Source organism: Burkholderia sp. BCC0397 (genome assembly GCF_902832865.1).
Taxonomy (GTDB): Bacteria; Pseudomonadota; Gammaproteobacteria; order Burkholderiales; family Burkholderiaceae; genus Burkholderia.
Window position 1 is genome coordinate 1,117,567 of record NZ_CADFDL010000002.1, and the last position, 21,168, is coordinate 1,138,734.

General features: G+C 65.7%; 18 protein-coding genes and 1 pseudogene. 9 read left to right on the forward strand and 10 right to left on the reverse strand.

Annotated elements, in window-relative coordinates; translation table 11 throughout:
- Positions 1 to 31: 31 nt before the first annotated feature.
- Both HWX03_RS09955 and HWX03_RS09960 read right to left on the reverse strand, forming a co-directional pair.
- Positions 32 to 1,378: a pitrilysin family protein gene (locus HWX03_RS09955; RefSeq protein ID WP_175871110.1), complete on the reverse strand. Its 1,347-nt coding sequence runs from the start codon at positions 1,376 to 1,378 to the stop codon at positions 32 to 34.
- Positions 1,375 to 2,703: a pitrilysin family protein gene (locus tag HWX03_RS09960; protein WP_244132613.1), complete on the reverse strand. Its 1,329-nt coding sequence runs from the start codon at positions 2,701 to 2,703 to the stop codon at positions 1,375 to 1,377. Before HWX03_RS09960 ends, HWX03_RS09955 begins: the two co-directional genes overlap by 4 nt.
- Positions 2,704 to 3,163: 460 nt before the next feature.
- Here HWX03_RS09960 and rimO point away from each other — a divergent pair, with 460 nt between their 5' ends.
- The 4 genes from rimO to HWX03_RS09980 all read left to right on the forward strand — a co-directional run bounded on the left by rimO (position 3,164) and on the right by HWX03_RS09980 (position 7,412).
- On the forward strand, positions 3,164 to 4,525 hold the full coding sequence (gene rimO / locus HWX03_RS09965) for a 30S ribosomal protein S12 methylthiotransferase RimO (RefSeq protein ID WP_175871112.1): 1,362 nt from the start codon (positions 3,164 to 3,166) through the stop codon (positions 4,523 to 4,525).
- Between the two features lie 3 nt (positions 4,526 to 4,528).
- The gene (locus tag HWX03_RS09970) at positions 4,529 to 5,455 is read left to right on the forward strand and encodes a sugar kinase (RefSeq protein ID WP_175871113.1); all 927 of its coding nucleotides are present in this window, start codon (positions 4,529 to 4,531) and stop codon (positions 5,453 to 5,455) included.
- Positions 5,456 to 5,574: 119 nt separating this feature from the next.
- Positions 5,575 to 6,117, forward strand: coding sequence for a hypothetical protein (locus tag HWX03_RS09975; RefSeq protein WP_175871114.1), 543 nt, complete (start codon positions 5,575 to 5,577; stop codon positions 6,115 to 6,117).
- 113 nt (positions 6,118 to 6,230) lie between these two features.
- A complete protein-coding gene (locus HWX03_RS09980; RefSeq protein WP_175871115.1) occupies positions 6,231 to 7,412 on the forward strand; it encodes a cystathionine beta-lyase in 1,182 nt (393 codons plus the stop codon).
- A gap of 87 nt (positions 7,413 to 7,499) precedes the next feature.
- Here HWX03_RS09980 and serB read toward each other — a convergent pair whose 3' ends face one another.
- A complete protein-coding gene (serB, locus tag HWX03_RS09985; protein WP_175871116.1) occupies positions 7,500 to 8,345 on the reverse strand; it encodes a phosphoserine phosphatase SerB in 846 nt (281 codons plus the stop codon).
- Positions 8,346 to 8,557: 212 nt separating this feature from the next.
- Positions 8,558 to 9,511, reverse strand: a complete 954-nt coding sequence (locus HWX03_RS09990; RefSeq protein WP_175871117.1) for a LysR family transcriptional regulator — start codon at positions 9,509 to 9,511, stop codon at positions 8,558 to 8,560.
- 124 nt (positions 9,512 to 9,635) lie between these two features.
- Here HWX03_RS09990 and HWX03_RS09995 point away from each other — a divergent pair, with 124 nt between their 5' ends.
- The gene (locus HWX03_RS09995) at positions 9,636 to 10,652 is read left to right on the forward strand and encodes a zinc-binding alcohol dehydrogenase family protein (protein ID WP_175819735.1); all 1,017 of its coding nucleotides are present in this window, start codon (positions 9,636 to 9,638) and stop codon (positions 10,650 to 10,652) included.
- 160 nt (positions 10,653 to 10,812) lie between these two features.
- Positions 10,813 to 11,364, forward strand: coding sequence for a DUF6013 family protein (locus tag HWX03_RS10000; RefSeq protein ID WP_175819736.1), 552 nt, complete (start codon positions 10,813 to 10,815; stop codon positions 11,362 to 11,364).
- A 257-nt stretch (positions 11,365 to 11,621) separates the two neighbouring features.
- Here HWX03_RS10000 and fetB read toward each other — a convergent pair whose 3' ends face one another.
- Both fetB and HWX03_RS10010 read right to left on the reverse strand, forming a co-directional pair.
- Positions 11,622 to 12,425: an iron export ABC transporter permease subunit FetB gene (fetB, locus tag HWX03_RS10005; protein ID WP_175871118.1), complete on the reverse strand. Its 804-nt coding sequence runs from the start codon at positions 12,423 to 12,425 to the stop codon at positions 11,622 to 11,624.
- The gene (locus HWX03_RS10010) at positions 12,422 to 13,123 is read right to left on the reverse strand and encodes an ATP-binding cassette domain-containing protein (RefSeq protein ID WP_175871119.1); all 702 of its coding nucleotides are present in this window, start codon (positions 13,121 to 13,123) and stop codon (positions 12,422 to 12,424) included. Before HWX03_RS10010 ends, fetB begins: the two co-directional genes overlap by 4 nt.
- 152 nt (positions 13,124 to 13,275) lie before the next feature.
- Between HWX03_RS10010 and HWX03_RS10015 the strand changes: the two genes are divergently transcribed.
- Entirely contained in the window at positions 13,276 to 15,582 is a 2,307-nt protein-coding gene (locus HWX03_RS10015; protein ID WP_175871120.1) for an AsmA family protein, read from the forward strand.
- A 6-nt stretch (positions 15,583 to 15,588) separates the two neighbouring features.
- Here HWX03_RS10015 and HWX03_RS10020 read toward each other — a convergent pair whose 3' ends face one another.
- On the reverse strand, positions 15,589 to 16,041 hold the full coding sequence (locus HWX03_RS10020) for a lipocalin-like domain-containing protein (RefSeq protein WP_175871121.1): 453 nt from the start codon (positions 16,039 to 16,041) through the stop codon (positions 15,589 to 15,591).
- 171 nt (positions 16,042 to 16,212) lie between these two features.
- Between HWX03_RS10020 and HWX03_RS10025 the strand changes: the two genes are divergently transcribed.
- Positions 16,213 to 17,805 (forward strand): ABC-F family ATPase, encoded by a 1,593-nt coding sequence (locus tag HWX03_RS10025; RefSeq protein WP_175871122.1) that lies wholly within the window; start codon positions 16,213 to 16,215, stop codon positions 17,803 to 17,805.
- A 665-nt stretch (positions 17,806 to 18,470) separates the two neighbouring features.
- On the opposite strand, the pseudogene HWX03_RS10030 reads toward HWX03_RS10025, so the two are convergent.
- The 3 genes and pseudogenes from HWX03_RS10030 to HWX03_RS10040 all read right to left on the reverse strand — a co-directional run.
- Positions 18,471 to 18,597: pseudogene (locus HWX03_RS10030) on the reverse strand (IS3 family transposase); the annotation flags it as partial.
- Positions 18,598 to 18,650: 53 nt separating this feature from the next.
- The gene (locus HWX03_RS10035) at positions 18,651 to 19,685 is read right to left on the reverse strand and encodes an AraC family transcriptional regulator (protein WP_175871123.1); all 1,035 of its coding nucleotides are present in this window, start codon (positions 19,683 to 19,685) and stop codon (positions 18,651 to 18,653) included.
- A gap of 96 nt (positions 19,686 to 19,781) precedes the next feature.
- Complete coding sequence (locus HWX03_RS10040; protein ID WP_175871124.1) at positions 19,782 to 20,603, reverse strand: SDR family oxidoreductase; 822 nt, start codon at positions 20,601 to 20,603, stop codon at positions 19,782 to 19,784.
- A gap of 374 nt (positions 20,604 to 20,977) precedes the next feature.
- Here HWX03_RS10040 and HWX03_RS36745 point away from each other — a divergent pair.
- Positions 20,978 to 21,168: hypothetical protein (locus tag HWX03_RS36745; RefSeq protein ID WP_208456799.1), on the forward strand; the 191-nt coding region annotated here is incomplete at its 3' end.

The following is a 21,168-nucleotide window of genomic DNA, read 5'->3' on the forward strand; positions in this document are numbered from 1 at the left end:
GGCGGGAGGGCGGGACGAAGCGGAGCGACCGTTACCTCTCCGCAAACGTCCCCGCTTGCACCAACGTCATCTTGCCGGGGTCCAGGTATTTGCGGATGGCGGCGTTGACCTGTTCCACGGTCAGCGCACGGACACGCTCGGCGTAGGTGTCCAGGTCGCTTAGCGGTTGGTCCTGAAGCACCGTCTGGGCGAGCATGGCGGCCATCTGCCCGGTGGTTTCCATGGCGACCCGCTGGCGACCGATCATGCCGTCCTTGCGCGCATCCAGTTCCGCCTGGGTAATGCCCTGTTTCCACCAGGCGTCCAGCACGCGGCGGGCGCTGGCGATGCCCTGGTCCAGCAGGGGCGGGGCGAAGCTGGTGTTGACGACAAAGCCGCCCTCCATCAGCGAGAGGCCGGACAGGCCGGCGCCGATGCCGTAGGTCAGGCCTTCCTGGTCGCGGACGGTTGCCATCAAGCGGCCGGTGAAGCCGCTGCCCAGGACCGCGATGCCCGCACTCAGGGGCAGGTAGTCGACGTCGCTGGCGCGCAGGTCGATGGCCTGCCCCAGCGCCACGCTGATGGACGCCTTGTCCTTCATCGCGATGCGCTGCGTGTCGGGCCGACTTACTTTGCGTGCCGGCCCCTGCCGTACGAGTGCCTTGCCGCCGCTCCAGCCCGCGAAGGCCTCGACCAACTTGGTCTGCAGGCTTCGAGGGTCCGCGCCGCCCACCACGACCACGGTCATGTGCGCCGGTCCGTAGTACGTGCGATGAAACGCCTTGATGTCCTCCAGCGTGGCGGCGGCAATGGCCGCGAGCATCCGCTCGCGCGGCACCGGTGCGTTGACGTGTGCCTCGGGGTAGATGGCCAGCGACAACGCATCACTTGCCCGTATGCCCGGTACTTCCCCGCTTTGACGGACCCTGGCCTCCAGCAGGGTCTTGGCCTTGGCCAGTTCCTCGGCCTTGAAGGCCGGCAAGCGCAACTGCTCGGCCATCAGGTCGATCAGGGTCGGTAAATCCCTGGTCAGGCTCTTGCCGTACGTGCCGACGTAGCCCCCTGCGGTCTGGAACGACAACTGGGCGCCCAGGCTCTCCAGCAGCTTCGAGATGGCTACCTTGTCGCGGCGGGTGGTGCCCGCCTCCAGCAACATGCCGGTCAGCAATGGCACGGCGGGATTGGTCGCCTTGCTGGCCGCGTCGGCATTGCCCAGCGGCATCACCGCGGCAACGGACACCATTTCCCGCGGCGCCATCGGATAGACCAACAGGTCGATGCTGCCGGCCTGGGCGCGCACCACGCGATCGGCGATGCCCGCCTCAGCGACGACAGGCAACCACAGCATGGCCAATGCCACTACCCATGGGCGCACGCACTTGAAACGAACGCGCATCATGTGGACTTCTCCGGGACGAACCAGCCGGTGGTGCTCTGGTCTTCATTGAGGTACTTGCGGGCCACTCGCTGCACGTCGGCGGGCGTGACCTTTTCCAGTTGCTCAAGCTCGGTGACGAACCGCGTCCAATCGCCCTGTGCGACCGCTTCGCCGAGCCGGGCGGAAGTCTTGCTGACGCCGTCGCGCTGGTAGATTTGCTCGGCCCGGTAAGGCCCCAGCACCCGCTGGATATCCTCGCGAGTCACGCCCTGGGTCTTGATGTGCTCCAGTTCGGCCCAGGCGATTTTCTCGGCCTGGTCGTGTTTGGCATCGGACGACAGGTTGACCGTGATCAGGAACGGCCCGGGATCGCGCAACGCATGGAAGCTGGCGCTGGCGTTCGTCGCGACTTCGGTGTCCACCAGCGTGCGATACAGCGGGCTGGCCTTGCCCTGGCTCAATACCAGGCCCAGCACGATCAGCGCTGCCGCATCGGGATGCACGGCGTTGGGCGCCTTGAAGGCAATGATGACGCTGCCGGTCTCGCCGGCCCGCTTGAGCACCAGCCGCCGCGCCCCCTGTTGCGGGGGCTCCTCGGTGATCATCGCCGGGATCGCATGCGGCGCGCGCCGAATGCCGCCGTAGTACTGCTTGATCCAGCCCAACGCCTGCGCCGGCTGGAAATCGCCGACCAGGATGACCACCGCATTGTCCGGCCAGTAGAAGGTGTCGTAGAAGCTGCGCAGCTTGTCCACGCTGGCATGCTCGATGTCGCTGCGCCAGCCGATGGTCGGATGGTGGTATGGATGCGCCTGGTAAGCGGTGGCCAGCACCTGCTGGAACAACGCACGGAAAGGACGGTTCTCGCCCCGCTCGTACTCGTTGCGCACCACCGTCATCTCGCTGGCCAGATCCTCCGGGCGCAGCAGGAGGTTGCGCATGCGGTCGGCTTCGATGGCGATATAGCCTTCCAGCGCGTGGCGTTCCAGCGTACCGAAGTAGTTGGTGCGGTCCATCGATGTGGTGGCGTTGAAGCTGGCGCCTGCCCGCTCCAGATAGTCGTTCACCGAGTTGCCCCGTTCCTTCGTGTAGTGCCGGCTGCCCTTGAACATCAGGTGTTCCAGCAGGTGGGTGCCGCCGGTGGTGCCGGTGGCCTCGTTGCGCGAACCTACCCGGTACAACACCTGGAAACTGACCACCGGTGCGGCAGGGTCGGGCAGGGCGAGCACCGTGAGGCCGTTGGCGTCCAGGCGGTATTCGTCGATACCGGCCAGGGAGCGCACATGGGTAAAGCCCGGTACCTGGGGGGATTGGGCCATCGCTGTGCCTGCGATCAGCAGGCACATCGAGAGCCCTGTCCGTATTGAATGCGGCAATGACATTGGACTTTTTCTCGTGAGCACGATGAGCGTGAAGGATTAGGGGCTGGCCGGCGCGGCCAGCGAGGGGCCAGGCGTATTTCGCGTCGCGGCGCACGACACTCGATGCTACGTGGCATCGGGGTCATCGTGGAATGAGACGGGTTCGAATCTTCGTGGCAAAAAAGAAGAAAGCACGGACGCGCGGGCAGGTGTCGTAACAGCCGGAGCAGGAACTGGCGTGGGGCGATCCGGGTCACGTCGTACCTCTGCGGCAGTCGCTCGCCCCGAAATGAAAGGGTCGCATCAAACTCCGATTCATGACCAGCCGGCCATCATGCGGTGCATTCGAGCGGGCGGCCCATGCTGTCGCAAGCCGCTCATTTTGGCTCGCCGCCCCTAAATCGCTGTAAACTCACGCTTTTGCTGCCACGCCCCCACATTCCAGATGTCCCAATCCCCCAAAGTAGGGTTCGTATCTCTCGGGTGCCCGAAAGCGCTCGTCGATTCCGAACAAATCATCACGCAACTGCGCGCCGAAGGTTATGAAATCTCCGGCACCTACGACGGCGCCGACCTCGTCGTCGTGAACACCTGCGGCTTCATCGACGAAGCCGTGCAGGAAAGCCTCGACGCGATCGGCGAAGCGCTGACCGAGAACGGCAAGGTGATCGTCACCGGCTGCCTCGGCGCGAAGTCGAGCGCCAGCGGCTCGAACCTGATCGAGGAAGTCCACCCGAAGGTGCTCGCCGTCACCGGCCCGCACGCGGTGGGCGAAGTGATGCAGGCCGTGCATTCGCACCTGCCGAAGCCGCACGATCCGTTCGTCGATCTCGTGCCCGCGGCCGGCATCAAGCTCACGCCGCGTCACTACGCATACCTGAAGATCTCCGAAGGATGCAACCACCGTTGCACGTTCTGCATCATCCCGTCGATGCGCGGCGATCTGGTATCGCGCCCGGTCGCCGAAGTGATGCTGGAAGCCGAGAACCTGTTCAAGTCCGGCGTGAAGGAACTGCTCGTGATCTCGCAGGACACGAGCGCATACGGCGTCGACGTGAAGTACCGCACGGGCTTCTGGAACGGCAAGCCGATCAAGACGCGCATGACCGACCTGGTCGCCGCGCTCGGCGAACTCGCCGCACAGTACGGCGCGTGGGTGCGCCTGCACTACGTGTATCCGTATCCGAGCGTCGACGAAGTGATTCCGCTGATGGCCGAAGGCCCGTTCAAGGGCCACGTGCTGCCGTATCTCGACGTGCCGTTCCAGCACGCGCACCCGGAAGTGCTGAAGCGCATGAAGCGTCCGGCGAACGCCGAGAAGGTGCTCGAGCGCGTGCAGAAGTGGCGCGAGATCTGCCCGGACCTGACGATCCGCAGCACGTTCATCGCGGGCTTCCCCGGCGAGACGGAAGAACAGTTCGAAACGCTGCTCGACTTCGTCCGCGAAGCGGAACTCGATCGCGTCGGCTGCTTCGCGTATTCGCCGGTCGAAGGCGCGACCGCGAACGACCTGGACGGCGCGCTGCCGGACGAGGTCCGCGAGGAACGTCGCGCGCGCTTCATGGAAGTGGCCGAGGAAGTGTCGGCGAACCGCATGCAGCGCAAGGTCGGCAAGACGCTCAAGGTGCTGATCGACGAAGTCAGCGAAGAGGGCGGCATCGGCCGTACGGCAGCCGATGCGCCGGAGATCGACGGCGTCGTCTACGTCGAGCCGGCGGCGAAGGCATCGAAGCGCTACAAGGTCGGCGATTTCGTGTCCGTGAAGATCACGGGCGCCGACGGCCACGATCTGTGGGGCGAGGTGTAAGCGATGGCCGCTGCATTTCCGGAGATCCTCGCGCTCGGCGAGGCGATGATCGAATTCAACCAGTCGCAGCCGGGGCGTCCTGAATTCCTGCAGGGCTTCGGCGGCGACACGTCGAACTTCTGCATCGCGGCGGCGCGCCAGGGCGCGTCGACGGGCTTCGTGTCGGCGATCGGCGACGATCCGTTCGGCCGCCTGCTGGCCGACATGTGGGCGGCGGAGCAGGTCGACACGACGTACGTGCGGATCGACCGCACGGCGCCAACCGGCGTGTATTTCGTCACGCACGGCGCCGACGGCCACCAGTTCGACTATCTGCGCGCAGGGTCGGCTGCGAGCCGCTATGCGACGGGCGACCTGCCGCTCGACGCGCTGGCGGCCGCGAAGGCCGTGCACCTGTCGGGCATCAGTCTTGCGATCAGCACGGCTGCGTGCGACGCCGCATTCGCGGCGATCGACCATGCGCGTCGCAACGGCGCGAAGGTCAGCTTCGACACGAACCTGCGCCTGAAGCTGTGGCCGCTGCCGCGTGCCCGTGCGGTGATGCGCGAGGCGCTGCGGCAGACCGACATCTGCCTGCCGAGCTGGGACGACGTCACGGCGCTCACGGGCGCGAACGATCGCGACGCGATCGTCGACGCGATGCTCGAACACGGGCCGCAGGTCGTCGCGCTGAAACTCGGCAAGGAAGGCGCGTATGTCGCGACGCCGCACGAGCGGCGCGTCGTGCCGGGCTTCGCGGTCGAGGCCGTCGACGCCACCGGCGCGGGCGACTGCTTCGGCGGCGCGTTCGTCGCGCGGATCGTCGCGGGCGACGATCCGTTCGCGGCCGCGCGTTATGCGAACGCGGCGGCGGCGCTGTCGACGACCGACTACGGCGCGGTCGCGCCGATTCCGCACCGCGATGCGGTGGAACGCCTGATGCAGGGCTGACGCGAAACGCGCACGCCGGCGCATGCGCCGCGCAAGCTTGCGCGGTGACGCAGGAGCCGGGTCTCGACCCGGCATGGTCCGCGATTGTCGGGCGAATCTGAAGCAAGGAGCAATACAAGGTGGGTCGATATTCGGAATGGCAACGGGCGCTCGTCGTCGCGGGTGCGCTGGCAGCGGGCATCGCGATGCCGACGGTGGTTGCAGCGCAGGCGGTCGTACCGGGCGTGCAGCAGGATGAACCGGCGCCGGCGCGGCCGCTGAAGCCGAGTCCCGAGTTCGCCCGCCTGCCGCGCTACGAAGGCACGCTCGGCGACCGGCCGATCGTCGTGCATCTCGGCCCGAAGACGGACGAGGAAGGCGTGCACGGCGAATACCAGTTCGCCGACACGGGCGAGGTCGTGCTGCTCGCGGGCGACCGCGACGGCGATACGCTCGAGATCGAGGAGTCGAACGACGGCACGAACATCACCGGCGTGTGGATCGGCCGCTTCGACGCGACGGGCGACCTGAAGGCCGACCGGATGAACTCGGACGAATCGGATCCGCAGCCGGTCGTGCTGCGTCTGGCGCCGGGCAAGCGCGCGGCGCTGCAGGTGCGCGACGGCCGCGTGCAAGAAATCGAGACGGCGGGCGGCGTCGTCAACCTGCGTACCGACGACTGAGCGCGTGCTGGCTCGGTGTGCGCGGCGCGCATTGTACCGGGCCAAGCGCGCCGATTTTGGCTACTCTAACGACATATTCCGCAACCGAACGGCCTCGTGCCCGGCTCCCCGTCATGACTGCATCCACTCCCAAGCGCGCACTGCAAACCCGCATCGTTCAACCCGACGACGTCATTCCGGAAGGCTTCCGTTCGTTCGTGCCGCCGGTCGCGCGCGCGTCGACGGTCGTGTTCCCCGATCTCGCGACGATGCGCGCGCTGGTCTGGCACGACGACAACCAGTGGCGCTACGGGCTGCACGCGACGCCGACGTCGCTCGCGCTCGCGCAGCGGCTCGCCGAGATCGAAGGCGGCACGCACGCGCTGCTGCAGCCGTCGGGCCTCGCGGCGATCATGAACGTCTACTTCGGGATCGTGAAAGCGGGCGACGACGTGCTGATTCCGCATAACGTGTACGGCCCGAACGCCGATTTCGGCAACTGGCTCGCGAACGATTTCGGCATCACCGTGCGTTTCTACGATCCGTTGATCGGCGCCGGCGTCGCCGAATTGATCCAGCCGAACACGCGGCTGATCTGGATCGAGGCGCCCGGCTCGGTGACGATGGAAGTGCCCGACGTGCAGGCGATCACGGCGGCCGCGAAGGCGCGCGGCATCGTCACCGCGATCGACAACACCTTTTCGGCAGGCCTCGCGTTCAAGCCGTTCGAGCACGGCGTCGACATTTCGGTGCAGGCGCTGACCAAGTACCAGTCGGGCGGCAGCGACGTGCTGATGGGCGCGACGATTACCGCGAACGCGGAACTGCACGCGAAGCTGAAGCTCGCGCGGATGCGCTGCGGGATCGGCGTGTCGGTCGACGATTGCTCGCTCGTGCTGCGCGGCCTGCCGAGCATGCAGGTGCGCTTCGACGCGCACAGCAAGAGCGCGCTCGCGCTCGCGCAGTGGCTGAAGGCGCGGCCGGAGATTGCGGCGGTGCTGCATCCGCAGATTGCCGACTGCCCGGGGCACGCGTCGTTCATGCGTGATTTCACGGGGGCGGGCGGGCTGTTCTCGGTGGTGTTCGACGCACGCTACAGCGCGGAGCAGGTCGATCGTTTCGTCGAGTCGCTCGAGCTGTTCGCGATCGGCTGGAGCTGGGGCGGCGCGTGCAGCCTCGCGATGCCTTACGACGTCGCGTCGATGCGTCCGGACTGGCCGCATCGCGGCACGCTGGTGCGTTTCTACGTCGGTCTGGAAGACGAAGCCGATTTGCGCGCGGACATCGAGCGCGCGATGCAGGCCGCACTCGGCTGATCGCTGGCCGGCAACGTCCGGCACAAAAACGAAACGCCGGCGCGATGCTCTATCGCGCCGGCGTTTTGCATTGATGGTGCCGCGGGATCAGAACAGTCGCAGCAGCCCGTCGAGGCCGACATGGTCGAACGCGACCGTCGCCGCATCGCGCACGACGGGCTTCGCGTGGAACGCGACCGACAGCCCGGCTTCGGCCATCATCTTCAGGTCGTTCGAGCCGTCGCCCATCGCGATCGCGCGGCTCGGCTCGAGGCCGAGCGACGCGCAGGTCTCGCGCAGCAGGCGCGCCTTGACGTCGGCGTTGACGATTTCGCCGAGCACCTTGCCGGTGAGCTTGCCGTCGACGATCTCGAGCGTGTTCGCATGCGCGTAGTCGAGGCCGAGGCGGGTTTTCAGCCGCTCGGTGAAGAACGTGAAGCCGCCCGACACGAGCAGCGTCTTCATGCCGGCGGCCTTCACGCCGGCCAGCATCGTCTCGGCGCCCGGCGACAGTTGCAGCCGTTCTTCGTACACGCGCTCGAGCGCGTGCGCGTCGAGCCCGGCCAGCAGCGCGACGCGGCGCGTGAGGCTTTCGTTGAAGTCGCGGATCTCGCCGCGCATCGCCGCTTCGGTGATTTCCGCGACCTGCGTTTTCAGCCCGCAGAAATCGGCGATCTCGTCGATGCATTCGATCGTGATCAGCGTCGAATCCATGTCCATCACCGCGAGCCCGAAATCGCCGAGCGTGCGGCCGGCCTCGACGAACCCGAAGTCGAGCGCATGCGTGCCGCAGTATGCGTCGATGTCGAGGCGTTGCGCCGGGCTCGCGTTTTCGACGCGCAGCGCGTGCTCGTCGGTCTGCACGATGCGGGTGCCGCGCGACAGCGCGAGCAGCGGTTTGTGATGGGCGTCCGACAGCGGCGAAAGACTCTGGATGACGAGATTGTGGGTCATGACGGGATGGTAGGGAAGCGAATGGAATGCATGCACGGCCAACGGGCGGCTGCCTGCGAACGAAGGTCCCGTTCGGCTGCGGACCATTGCGTCGCGATCGCGTCATTGTAGCCGGTTGGTATCCGATAGCTATCGGATAGCTATCGGATACCAGATACCGGACCGCCAGTTGCCGGGATCCATGCGTACGGCGATTCTCCGGTCGATGCCGGCTATCGCCCGTGCGCATGATCCCAGTACGGCGGATCGCCGAAATGCTCGGCCAGGAACGCAATGAACGCGAGCGTTTTCAGCGGCACGTGCGCGCGGCTCGGATAGACGGCCCAGATCGCGACGTCGTCCGCGAACGGGTAGTCGTCGAGCACGGTGACGAGCGTGCCGCTCGCAAGCAGCGGGCCGACGTCCCAGGTCGACTTGATCGCGATCCCGAAGCCGTCGACGAGCGCTTCGCGGATCGCCTCGCCGTTGCTCGCGACGAGCCGGCCGCCGACCCGCACCGTGAGCGGGCCCTGCGGCGTCGCGAACGACCAGTCGCGCTGGTCGCCGAGGATCACGCACTCGTGCTGCGTCAGGTCGGCCGGATGGCGCGGCGTGCCGCGTTCGGCGAGATAGGCGGGCGAGCAGCACAGCACGCGGCGGTTGGTGGCGAGCTTGCGGGCGACGAGCGTCGAATCCTTCAGCGCGCCGAGGCGGATCGCGACGTCGTAGCCGTCGTCGACCAGATCGACGATCTCGTCGGACAGCCGCAGATCGAGCGACACGGACGGGTAGCGGCGCAGGAACACGGGAATCACCGGCGCGACGTGCTGGCGGCCGAACGACGACGACATCGATACCTTCAGCCGCCCGTACGGCTCGCTGCGACCGTGGCCGACCGATGCGCGCGCGGCATCGGCGGCCGCCAGCAGCGCGTCGGCGCGCGCCATGAAGACTTCGCCGTCCTGCGTGAGGCTGATGCGGCGCGTGGTGCGGTGCAACAGCCGCGCACCGAGCTGGCGTTCGAGCTGCGCGATGCGCGCGCTCGCGACCGCGGCCGACACGCCGAATTCGCGCCCGGCCGCAGTGACATTCGCGAGCAGTGCCGCGCGCACGAACAGCGCGACGTCGAGCAGGTCGAGCGGCTTGTCGGGCGCCGGAATGGGATCAGACCTGGGATCGGACGTCATTATTCTGAAATTCCTGAAAATGTTTCAGGAAATATAGCGGTTTTCTCGAATGATCGGGTTGCTTACGATGGCACGCATGGAGGTTGCGCCGCAGCCTGCCGGATTCCCTGAAAGGAGTATCGAGATGAAAGCCGTTGGATTGACCCGTTATCTGCCGATCGACGACCCCCAAGCGTTGCTCGACGTCGAACTGCCGCAGCCCGTGCCGGGCCCGCGCGATCTGCTCGTGAAGGTCGAGGCGATTTCCGTGAACCCGGTCGACACCAAGGTGCGTGCGCCGAAGCCGCAGGTCGAGGAGACGCCGCGGGTGCTCGGCTGGGATGCGGCCGGCACGGTCGTCGCGGTCGGCGCCGACGTCACGCTGTTCCGGCCCGGCGACGAAGTGTTCTACGCGGGCAGCATCACGCGGCCCGGCGCGAACAGCGAGTTCCACGCGGTCGACGAGCGGATCGCCGCGCTGAAGCCGCGCACGCTCGACTTCGCGGCGGCGGCCGCGCTGCCGCTGACCGCGCTGACCGCGTGGGAAGCGCTGTTCGACCGGTTGCGCGTGTCGCCGCAGGGCGCGGACGCGGGCAAGTCGGTGCTGATCATTGGCGGCGCGGGCGGCGTGGGCTCGATCGCGATCCAGCTCGCGAAGACGCTCGGCAAGCTGCACGTAATCGCGACCGCGTCGCGGCCGGCGTCGGCCGAATGGGTGCGCTCGCTCGGCGCGGACGAGGTGGTCGATCATTTCGGCGACCTGCCCGCGCAGTTGCGTGAAATCGGCCATCCGGACGTCGACTACGTGCTGATCTTCAACGATACGGATCGCCATTTCCCCGCCGCGGCGGAGGTAATCCGGCCGCAGGGCGGCATTTGCACGATCGTCGAGAACGAGAAGCCGATTCCGGTCGAGCTGCTGAAGGCGAAGAGCGCCGCGTTTCACTGGGAGTTCATGTTCACGCGCGCGATGTTCGAGACGCCGGACATGATCGAGCAGCACAAGATCCTGAGCGAGGTCGCGCGGCTCGTCGACGGCGGCACGCTGCGCACGACGCTCGGCGAACAGCTCGGCACGATCAATGCCGAGAACGTGCGGCGTGCGCACCGGATGCTCGAGGGCGGGCGCGCGATCGGCAAGCTCGTGCTGAGCGGGTTCTGAGCCGGCAGCACGCGTCAATAAAGTTGCGGCGCCGCGAACGCAAGCGGGGTAACACCCGATGCGTTTGCGGCGCATTGCATCCCGCTTGGCGGTAGACTGGCAGCGCATCATGCATCGAAAACCGCGCGGCACGCGCGTGCCGCATTACAAGGAGGTCAGCATGAGCCAACGCAGCTTGTCGGTCGCCGCATCGTGGTCGGTCGTGTTCGCGGCGGCGTGCGTCAGCGCGAGCGTATTCGCGGCGCCGCCAGTCAAGGGCAGCCTGAAGGGCGGCGGTACGGGACAGCTCGAATATACCGTGAAGGTCGACTCGAAGACCTTCGGCAATACGCAGGAGACCCGCAAGATCCGCTCGGGCGAGACGGACGATTTCAACTGGAAGTCGGTGCCGCCGAGCGGTGCGGTCGCGATGCCGGACGGCTGCCCGAACGCCGACAACCTGCCGCGCGACGCGAACGGCGCGATGGTGCGGCAGACCCAGGTGCGGCTCGCACCGTCGGTCGACGCAAAGGGTGTCGCCAACGTGCAGTTGAGCTTCCAGGCAGCCGCGCCGAAGGGCACGCGCAGCGTGACGGCCGGCGGCAAGTCGCTGCAGTGTCCGGACGTCGTGTCGGTGAGCCAGGTGAAGTGGGTGTCGATTCCGACCAACGGCGGGTCGAAGTCCGTGGCGATGAGCGACGGTACCAAGGTGACGGTGTCGATCAAGCATTGAGCGGCGCGTGCGGGCCGGCGTTTCGTCCGGTGCGCGCGCAACCGGTTAGATTGGCGGAACGAGCAGTGCGGCACGCGAGCAGGTCGTGCCGTGCCGCCGTTGCAATGCGTCCGCTGCCTGCTCCGCGGTACGGCGCGACGGCCGTGCGACGGCGATGCGTGACGTCATGCGGATGTCACGTCATGCTCGCCCGCATCCTGTCCTTCCGGTCAGGACATCCCGATGAAACTTCGCACGTCGCGTGCCGCCGCCGCGCGTCAGTGCGTACGCTCTTCGAGCCGCGACGTGAGAAAGCGGTGATCGGCCGAGAACAGCCGGCGATAGGTCATCAGCACCGCGCCGACGGTGCCGAGCGCGGACGCCGCGGCGATCAGGAACATGATCACGATCTGGTAGCGCACGGCCTGCAGCGGCGACTGGCCGGCCAGCACCTGGCCCGTCATCATCCCCGGCAGGCTCACGACGCCGACCACCGCCATCTGGTTCAGCGTCGGCAGCATGCCCGCGCGCACGGCCTGGCGCGCGGCGTCCTGCGCGGCTTCCCAGCGCGTCGCGCCCAGTGCGAGCGCGGTTTCGACGCGATCGCGCCGCGCGGTGAGTTCTTCCATCATCCGCTCGACGCCGAGCGAGACGCCCGTCAGCGTATTGCCGAGAATCATCCCGAGGATCGGGATCGCATATTGCGGCGCGAACCACGGATGGATGCGGATCACGACGAACAGGCCGACCGCCGCGACGAACCAGCTGCTGAACCAGATCGACGCGATGCTGTCGATGCGCTGGCCGCGGTACGTGCGCTTGCCGCGCCCCGCGCCGGCGAAACCGGCGATCAGCGTCATCAGCGCGGTGAGCGGCAGCACGACGTACCAGTGCGGATGGCCGAACACCCAGCCGAGCACGTAGCCGATCGCGAGCAACTGCACGACGGTGCGCACCGCCGCGAGCGCGAGCTTGCGGCCGAGGCCGAGTGACAGCGCCGCGGAGATCGCGCCGTTGACGGCGACGAGCGCGGCGGCGATGCCGACGTCGACGAGGCTCAGGTCCTGCAGTGCCGGGCTCATTGCGCAACCTCCGCCGGGTTGGCCGCGTGCAGGACGCCGGCTTGCATCACGAGCCGCATCGTGCCGATCCGCGCGGCCTGGGCCGGATCGTGCGAGATCCACATGTAGGCCCGTGCGTCGGGCGCCGAGTCGAACCACGCGCCGACGAGCGCTTCGATCGCGCGCACCGATTCGGGATCGAGCGCGGAAGTCGGCTCGTCGAGCAGCAGCACGTCGGGATCGAGCTGCAGCACGCGCAGCAGCGCGGTAATCTGCGCTTCGCCGCCGGACAGGTCGGTCGCGCGCTTGTCGAGAAAGTCGGCGCCGCGGCCGGCTTGCGCGGCGAGCCCTTCGACGCGCGCGCGATCGAACGCGACGTCGCGATAGATCGCGAGCGAATACGGATAGCGCAATTGCGACTCGACGGTGCCGTCCATCTGCGCGGGGCGCTGGCGGACATAGGCGACGCTGCGCCGGTAGCGCGGAATCGCACTGCGCCGGATTCGACGGCCGCGCCACAGCACGTGGCCGCCGTCGAGCGGGTCGAGCAGCGCGAGCGCGCGCAGCAGCACGCTCTTGCCCGACCCGGACGGTCCCGTGATAGCAATTCGCGATCCCGCGGCGAGGCTGAAATCGGTCGGGGCCAGCAGCGCCTTGCCACTGCTGGCGTCGCGCCGCGTGATGTGCTGCGCATCGATGAGGCCGGTGGAGGAGGTCATGTCACAAATGAAAAAAAGCGTTAATGGCGCCGAGAGGTCGCCGTGTCGTGCGCCATAATACCGATTGAAAAGCCGCAGTTGTCGTGCGCCGTTCGTCCACGCAAGCGGCCCGGCATGGTGCGGCAACACTTCAGAACAACAACGGAACCGCCATGACGCTAACCCGAGCCATCGGCAAATCGGCTGCATGGATCGTCGGTATCGTCGCGGTGCTCATCGCGGCGGCCGGCGTCTTTCTCTTCACGTTCGACTGGAACCGCGCGAAACCGTGGGTCAACGAACAGGTGAGTACGGCACTTGGCCGCCCGTTTGCGATCAACGGCGATCTCAAGGTCGGCTGGCGTCGCCCCGATGGCGAGACCGGCTGGCGCGCGTGGGTGCCCTGGCCGAGCTTCTCGGCCACGCAGCTCGAGATCGGCAATCCCGACTGGGCGACGGCGCCCAAGTTCGTCACACTCGATGCCGCGCACTTCGATCTCGCGGTCCTGCCGCTGCTTGCACATGAAATCGTCATCCCGTCGATCGACGTCGTGAATCCGGCCGTCGATCTCGAACGGCGCGCGGACGGCAGCAATACGTGGACCTTCCAGTTCAAGCAATCGTCGCAACCTTCGCGGTGGAAGGTGCGGCTCGACAGCTTCGGGTTCGCGAAGGGCACCGTCACGTATCGCGACGCGATCACGAAGGCTGACCTGACCGTCGCGATCGATACGCTCGGCCAGCCGATCCCGCTCGGCGACGTGCTGAAGGAACAGGAGCAGACGTCGCGGGCGGCGTCGGCGCAGCGCGTCGGCAAGCATGGCGCCGCGCAACTGGGCGCGAAGGCCGATGCGGAAGCCGCGTCAGGGGCGTCGGGGGCGTCGGGGGCGAGTGCGGCCGCGGCCTCGGGTGCGTCGGCCGCGAGTGTCGTTGCGTCGGCTGCTTCCGGTTCGTCGGGGCCATCGGCTTCGTCCGCGCCTGCCGCGTCGGCAGCCGCTGCCGCGTCCGGCGCGAGCGGGGCCGCGGCGCCCGCGAAGCCGTCCGGCCCGACCTATGCCTTCGGGCTGAAGGTCGACGGCCGCTACAAGAACGTGCCGATCAGCGGCACCGGCAAGGTCGGCGGCGTGCTCGCGATCCAGGATACGTCGCGGCCGTTCCCGCTGCAGGCCGACGTGAAGGCCGGCGATACGCGGCTCGCGATCGTCGGCACGCTGACCGATCCGAGGCATCTCGCGTCGCTCGACCTGCGGCTGTGGCTGCAGGGCACGTCGATGTCGCACCTTTACCAACTCACCGGCATCACGCTGCCCGATACGCCGGCGTATGCGACCGAGGGACGCCTGATCGGCAACGTCAAGCCGAACGCGAGCACGTTCCGCTACGAGAACTTCAACGGCCGCGTGGGCGGCAGCGATCTCCGCGGCACGCTCACGTGGGCGCAGCGCGAGCCGCGGCCGAAGCTGTCGGGCGAACTCGTGTCGAACCTGCTGCAGTTCTCCGACCTCGCGCCGGTGATCGGCGCCGACTCGGCCGCGAGCAAGGCCAAGCGCGGCGACACGACGCGCCAGCCGCCGGATCGCGTGCTGCCGGTCGCGGCGTTCCGTACCGAACGCTGGAGCGCGATCGATGCGGACGTGAAGTTCACCGGCCGCAAGCTGATCAAGAGCGCGCAATTGCCGATCACGAACCTGTACACGCACATCCTGCTGCAGGACGGCGTGCTGACGCTCGAGCCGCTGCAGTTCGGCGTCGCGGGCGGCACGCTCGCGACGAATGCGCATCTCGACGGCAGCCGTACGCCGCTCAAGGGACGCTTCACGCTGAGCGCGCGCCACCTGAAGCTCAAGCAGTTGTTCCCGACTCAGAAGGTGATGCAGACCGCGCTCGGCGAGATCAACGGCGACGCGTCGCTGTCGGCGACCGGCAATTCGCCGGCCGCGCTCGCCGGGACGTCGACCGGCGAAGTGAAGGCGCTGATCACGAACGGCCGCATCAGCCTCCTGCTGATGGAGGCGGCGGGCCTGAACGTCGCGAACGTCGTCTACGAGAAGCTGTTCGGTACTCGCGACGTCAACATCAATTGCGCGGCGATCGATTTCGTGGCGACCGACGGCATGCTCGAGCCGAAGGTCTTCGCGCTCGATACCGACGATGCGCTAATCAACGTCGACGGCCCGATCAACCTGCGCGACGAATCGATCGACCTGAAGATCCATCCGCACACGAAGGGCTTCCGGGTCTTCTCGCTGCGCTCGCCGTTGTATGCGAAGGGCACGTTCAAGAACCCGAAGGTCGGCGTCGATGCGGGCGCGCTCGCGCTGCGCGCCGGCGCGATGGTCGGGCTCGGGCTGATCAACCCGTTCGCGGCGCTGATCCCGCTGATCGCGCCGAGCAACAACCGCGACGTGCCGTGCTCGGAACTGTTCGGGCAGATGAAGGCGCAGGCGGCGCAGAACGCGGCCAAGAAGGCCGGCAAGTGATGCGCGTCAGCGACCCGCGCGCGCCCACAGCAGCACGGCCTCGACTTCGCGGCCGTCGATCCGCACCGGCGCGACGGTGCCGAGCTGCAGGCGATCGCCGTCGAGCATGGCGGCCCGCTGCTGGACGTTGCCGACCCAGTTCGGGAACAGGCTGACGTCCATTTCGTGGGTCAGCGTGCCGTCGTCGGCCACCTGAAAGGGGCCGGAATAAGCGATGTAGCCGCGCGCGGCGGTCGCGCATTCGTCGTCGGTGCCGCCCTGGAGGTCACCGTTTGCGTAGCGCGGCCGGCCGGCGGCCATGAGCTGGGCGGACATGTAGCCGTCCGGCGTATAGAGGATCCAGCCGCGCGCGTCGCGGCCGAGCGGATAGGCGACCGCGCTGCCGTCGCATGGGCGGATTTCGTAGGACACGAGGCGCCATGCGCCGACGAGTTGTTCGCGAAGCTGGCTGGCGAGCATGCGGGATTCCGGTAAGACGGCCGTGGGGCGCGTGCCGTCGTGTTGACGGGCCGCCGGGCGGCGGGCCGGAGGGCCTGGAATGCGCTGCCGGGGGCGGTGCGGTCGGCAGTTTCTCCGACACCTGCTAAAATACACGGTTTTCCGTCGATTTCTCTCTTAACGGGACCTGCCGTGCTTTCAACTGCCAACATCACGATGCAATTCGGGCCGAAGCCCTTGTTCGAGAATATCTCGGTCAAATTCGGCGAGGGCAACCGCTACGGTCTGATCGGCGCAAACGGCTGTGGCAAGTCGACCTTCATGAAGATCCTCGGCGGCGACCTCGAGCCGAGCGCCGGCAACGTCGCGCTGGAGCCGAACGTCCGCCTCGGCAAGCTGCGCCAGGACCAGTTCGCGTACGAAGACGTGCGCGTGCTCGACGTCGTGATGATGGGCCACACCGAGATGTGGGCCGCGATGGCCGAGCGTGACGCGATCTATGCGAATCCGGAAGCCACCGACGACGACTACATGCACGCGGCCGAGCTCGAAGGCAAGTTCGCCGAGTACGGCGGCTACGACGCCGAGGCACGCGCGGGCGCGCTGCTGCTCGGCATCGGCATCGAGGAGAAGTTCCACACCGGCACGATGGCCGACGTCGCGCCGGGCTGGAAGCTGCGCGTGCTGCTCGCGCAGGCGCTGTTCTCGAAGCCGGACGTGCTGCTGCTCGACGAACCGACCAACAACCTCGACATCAACTCGATTCGTTGGCTCGAGCAAACGCTCAACGAGTACAACTCGACGATGATCATCATCTCGCACGATCGTCACTTCCTGAACTCGGTGTGCACGCACATGGCCGACATGGACTTCGGCACGCTGAAGGTCTGGCCGGGCAACTACGACGACTACATGCTGGCATCGGCACAGGCGCGCGAGCGTCAGGCCGCGGCGAATACGCGTGCGAAGGAACGCGTGGCAGAGCTGCAGGATTTCGTGCGCCGCTTCTCGGCGAACAAGTCGAAGGCCCGCCAGGCAACCAGCCGCGCGAAGCAGATCGACAAGATCAAGATCGAGGAATTCAAGCCGTCGTCGCGCCAGAACCCGTTCATCCGCTTCGAGTTCGAGAAGAAGCTGCACAACGTCGCGGTGGTCGCCGAAGAGATCACGAAGAAGTACGAGCGCACGATCTTCCAGAACTTCAACCTGTCGGTGCAGCCGGGCGAGCGCATCGCGATCATCGGCGAGAACGGCGCGGGCAAGACGACGCTGCTGCGTTCGCTGCTCGGCGCGCTGCCGCTCGACCACGGCACCGTGAAGTGGTCCGAGAACGCGAATGTCGGCTACATGCCGCAGGATACGTACGAGGAGTTCCCGAACGACATCACGCTGATGGACTGGATCGACCAGTGCCGCAAGGACGGCGACGACGAAACGATGGTGCGCGGCACGCTGGGCCGCCTGCTGTTCTCGTCGGACGACATCAGGAAGTCGGTGAAGGTGCTGTCGGGCGGCGAGAAGGGCCGCATGATCTGGGGCAAGCTGATGCTCGGCCGCCACAACGTGCTGCTGATGGACGAGCCGACCAACCACATGGACATGGAATCGATCGAGTCGCTGCAGATCGCGCTCGAGCAGTTCGAAGGCACGCTGATTTTCGTGTCGCACGACCGCGAGTTCGTGAGCGGGCTGGCGAACCGGATCATCGAAGTGAAGACGGATGGGACGCTGTTCGACTTCGGCGGGAATTATGAGGAGTTCCTGACGAGTCAGGGGCAGGAGTAATTGCTCTAGCCTGTACCCAATCTGATGTACCCGGTTGTACCCAAGAGGCCCGCCAAGTTGTACTCGGCGGGCTTTTTGTTGTATCCAGGCCAGCCCCAGGACCGCATCGACTGGCCCACGATCACCGCGCCATCCAGCTATTCCGTCCTCCAGGTACAGGTCGTTGACCTTGGCCAGTGGAGTTGGCGTATCGAACATTCACGGTACATACCGGCCACAACAAATAACCGGACGTCCGCTGTGTGGGCGGGTGGTCTTGTAAAACAGCTTTGCGCCGGTCTGGTCCGTCGAAGCATGGCTGGCAGATATAGTGCTCCGGCTCGGTTGCCGTTGCCTGCTCGGTAGACGAAGTGGCCCGAGGCTACTGCGTGCAGTAAATAGCGGCCGCGCTCGGCTAGGGCGGTCTTCGCTGCTTCGAGGTCGCGTAATGCTGTCCTATGTTCCCCTTGCAATTCCGATAGCAGCACGTTGTGCGCGAACAGTGACTGTTGCGCGTCGAGAATTCTGCTATTCAGGTCGGAAACCTTCGCGGCCATATCGTTGTAATTCAATCGCGGAAGTCGAGCAATAGGGCAAGCGACGTGCAGGGGTACGTCGAGCCGTTGATCGAACGGCTGTCCCCAGACTTGATGCGCAGCCTGTCAAACAGGCACTGCGATAGGTCGTTTCCACTCCGTGATCTGGTTCGGATGCACATCGAACTGCTGCGCCAGTTTGGCCAGCGTGCGCTCTCCCTTGGCAGCCGCCAGGGCTAAACGCCGCTGAGCGCATGCGTCGGGTTCGTTTCGTCATTTCCTCGGTTCCTTTGCCTGCATTATCGCTGGCTCAGGCCATGGCCGCACCATTCACTCGCTGTCCGGATTTGCGCCACCACCTCGGAGAGCGTCGTTCCTGGCTTGATTTCGAACCGCTTCAGGAGTGGTCCCCGCCCACGTTCGAAAAGCGCGGTAAAAGGAGTTTGGTTCATCGAAGCCAAGCAGGAACGAAATCTCTGCAGCCGACAGCGTAGTTTTTGCCAAATAGTGCCGAGCTAGATCCGCGCGTGTGTGGCTTAGTATCTCCTGATAGCTTGTGCCTTCCGACTCGACTCGTCGCTGGAGCGTTCGCTTACTTAGAGCAAGCTTCCGGGCGATGTCTTCGATCGTAACGAGCCCGCTGGGAAGCCCTTCAAGCAGGGCTGCTCGGACGCGCATCGCGGTCGTCGCCGATGCGTTTAGATCGACGAGGCGCTTGCGTAATTCCGGCTCGAACGCTGCCCACAGTGGTTCGTTTGATGTGACGAATGGACGTGTTGCATCGGCGGCCGAAAACTTGACTTGGTGATGGGTGCCCCGCTTCACGCGTGCTCCGAGAAAATCCTCATACGGTGCCAAGGGGGACGGCAGAACCGTCGTGGTGACTTCGATCGGCCGCACTGGTTCTCGAGTTCCCATGCGGGCGAGCGTCACGCAGAAGAGAAGTTCCAATACAACCAATGACGCCGGCGGCGACAGCGAACTATCGAGCCATGTCACTTCTACCGTCATAAGGCTGTGTGTCTGCAACACATCCACACGTATCGGCGCGATGAGCCGCTTGAAACGCGCGATGCGCTGCGCAGCGACGAGCAGATTCGGGCTGCAAAGCGCCGCGAACAGTAGCGGAGAGAATGACTCGCTCCGAACGGCCTGACATACCCGAAGGGGAAACAAGGATTCTCCCGACTCGACTTCGATACTGTTCCAAAGCCGATAATAGTCATCAGTCGCGAGACGGACTGATGGCTGTTCGAGAAGGTCATCGGGCAGTCCTGCACGACGCAGCACGTTGGCAGGCACGATCCCGAGGTCCCTCAGAAGCGTGCGCCAAGTGGTATCGAGTGAATATGCCAGCTCTGTCATGGTCTATTCGTTCTATCAAGCCGTGCCGCGTGGCAATCATATTGCGCCATATTCGACTCAGATTGCCACACGGCCGTTTCATTCCTTACGACACGCTCAAGCGCCAAGTCCCAGCAGTGCCTTGATGCTATTGAAGAAGGTGGCGTCGTCGGTCTCGCGACGGCTCTTCAACATCTGGATGCCGCCTGCTCCCGCCTCGTAGCGAAGCTGGTCCGTTCCGTCCGTTGCTGCGGCGAATATGACCTCGGCTACTTCTTCAGGCTGCGAGCCTTGCGCCATCATTGGACCCATTGCACTGAGCAGCGACTGCACGAGAGGCTGATATTCGGTGAGGTTCGGGTCATTGTTAAAGTCAAAGGAACGCCCACCGAAGTCGGTCTTGATACCGCCAGGCTCAATAATCTTGACGCGGACCCCGAATGCGCCAACCTCGTAGTGCAGCGCTTCGGAAATCCCCTCCACGGCGAACTTTGTACCGTGGTACAGCGTCCCAAGCGGAAGGGCCAATCGTCCACCTACCGATGAGATGTTGACGATGGTGCCACTACGGTTCGAGCGGAAGTGGGGCAATACGGCCTGCGTCGTTGCCAGCAGGCCGAGCACGTTTACCTCAAACTGACGGCGAATGTTCTCGGCAGCCGTTGCCTCGAGGGGGCCGTATGCACCGTAGCCCGCGTTGTTCACGAGCACATCGATGCGACCGAATCTTGCGATCCCGGCATCAACTGCCGAGCGGATGGAAGCGACGTCCTCCACATCGAGGCGTGTGACCAGAGTGCGTTCAAGCTGTGTTAGCTCCGACTCTTTATCGGGTGTACGCATCGTTGCGATTACGTTCCAGCCCTGCGTATGGAAGTGCTTGGCTGCGGCTCGACCCAGTCCCGTTGAAGTACCGGTAATGAGAACAGTTTTGGTCATTTGAGACTCCTTGTGGCAAGGCTTCGACGTTAAGGCTCGGCGCGGGCGTTGTCAGTAGCGACTCGCGCCGTTCTTCAATCGGATCGCGCCATACGTGAGGGCGGGGCCTGCAACGCCAATGCAGGGCACGATGGCTCGTCACGTGCCGTGAGGTATGTCGGAGTAGCGAGGTCAAAAGGTTTTTGCAGTACGGCGCGAGCCAGCGCCCCAGGAAACGGAGTGCGCCAATGGCACGATCGCTAGGAATGACAGGGCACAGACGAAGGCGGAGACCTGTAGCAGCAGGCTGAAATTGTCCGTCCTGCCCACAGGGTGGCCTGCGCCGGTTCGCGATCGCGCAGCGCTGTCGGCAGGTTACGGGTGATGATCACGCGATGCCCCCGCCACTCGGCCAGCCCCTGTTCGGCCAGGAAGTCGGCGCGCTGTTACATCATCTATGCAAGCCGTCGGCCGGACCGGACCTATCCGTCATTTTGTGGGCGGGGCATATCATGAGAGGCAAAAGTCATGGATATGTCGATGAAGAAGAAGAGGCAAACCGTAGCGCGTCAGGCAGCGGCCCGCG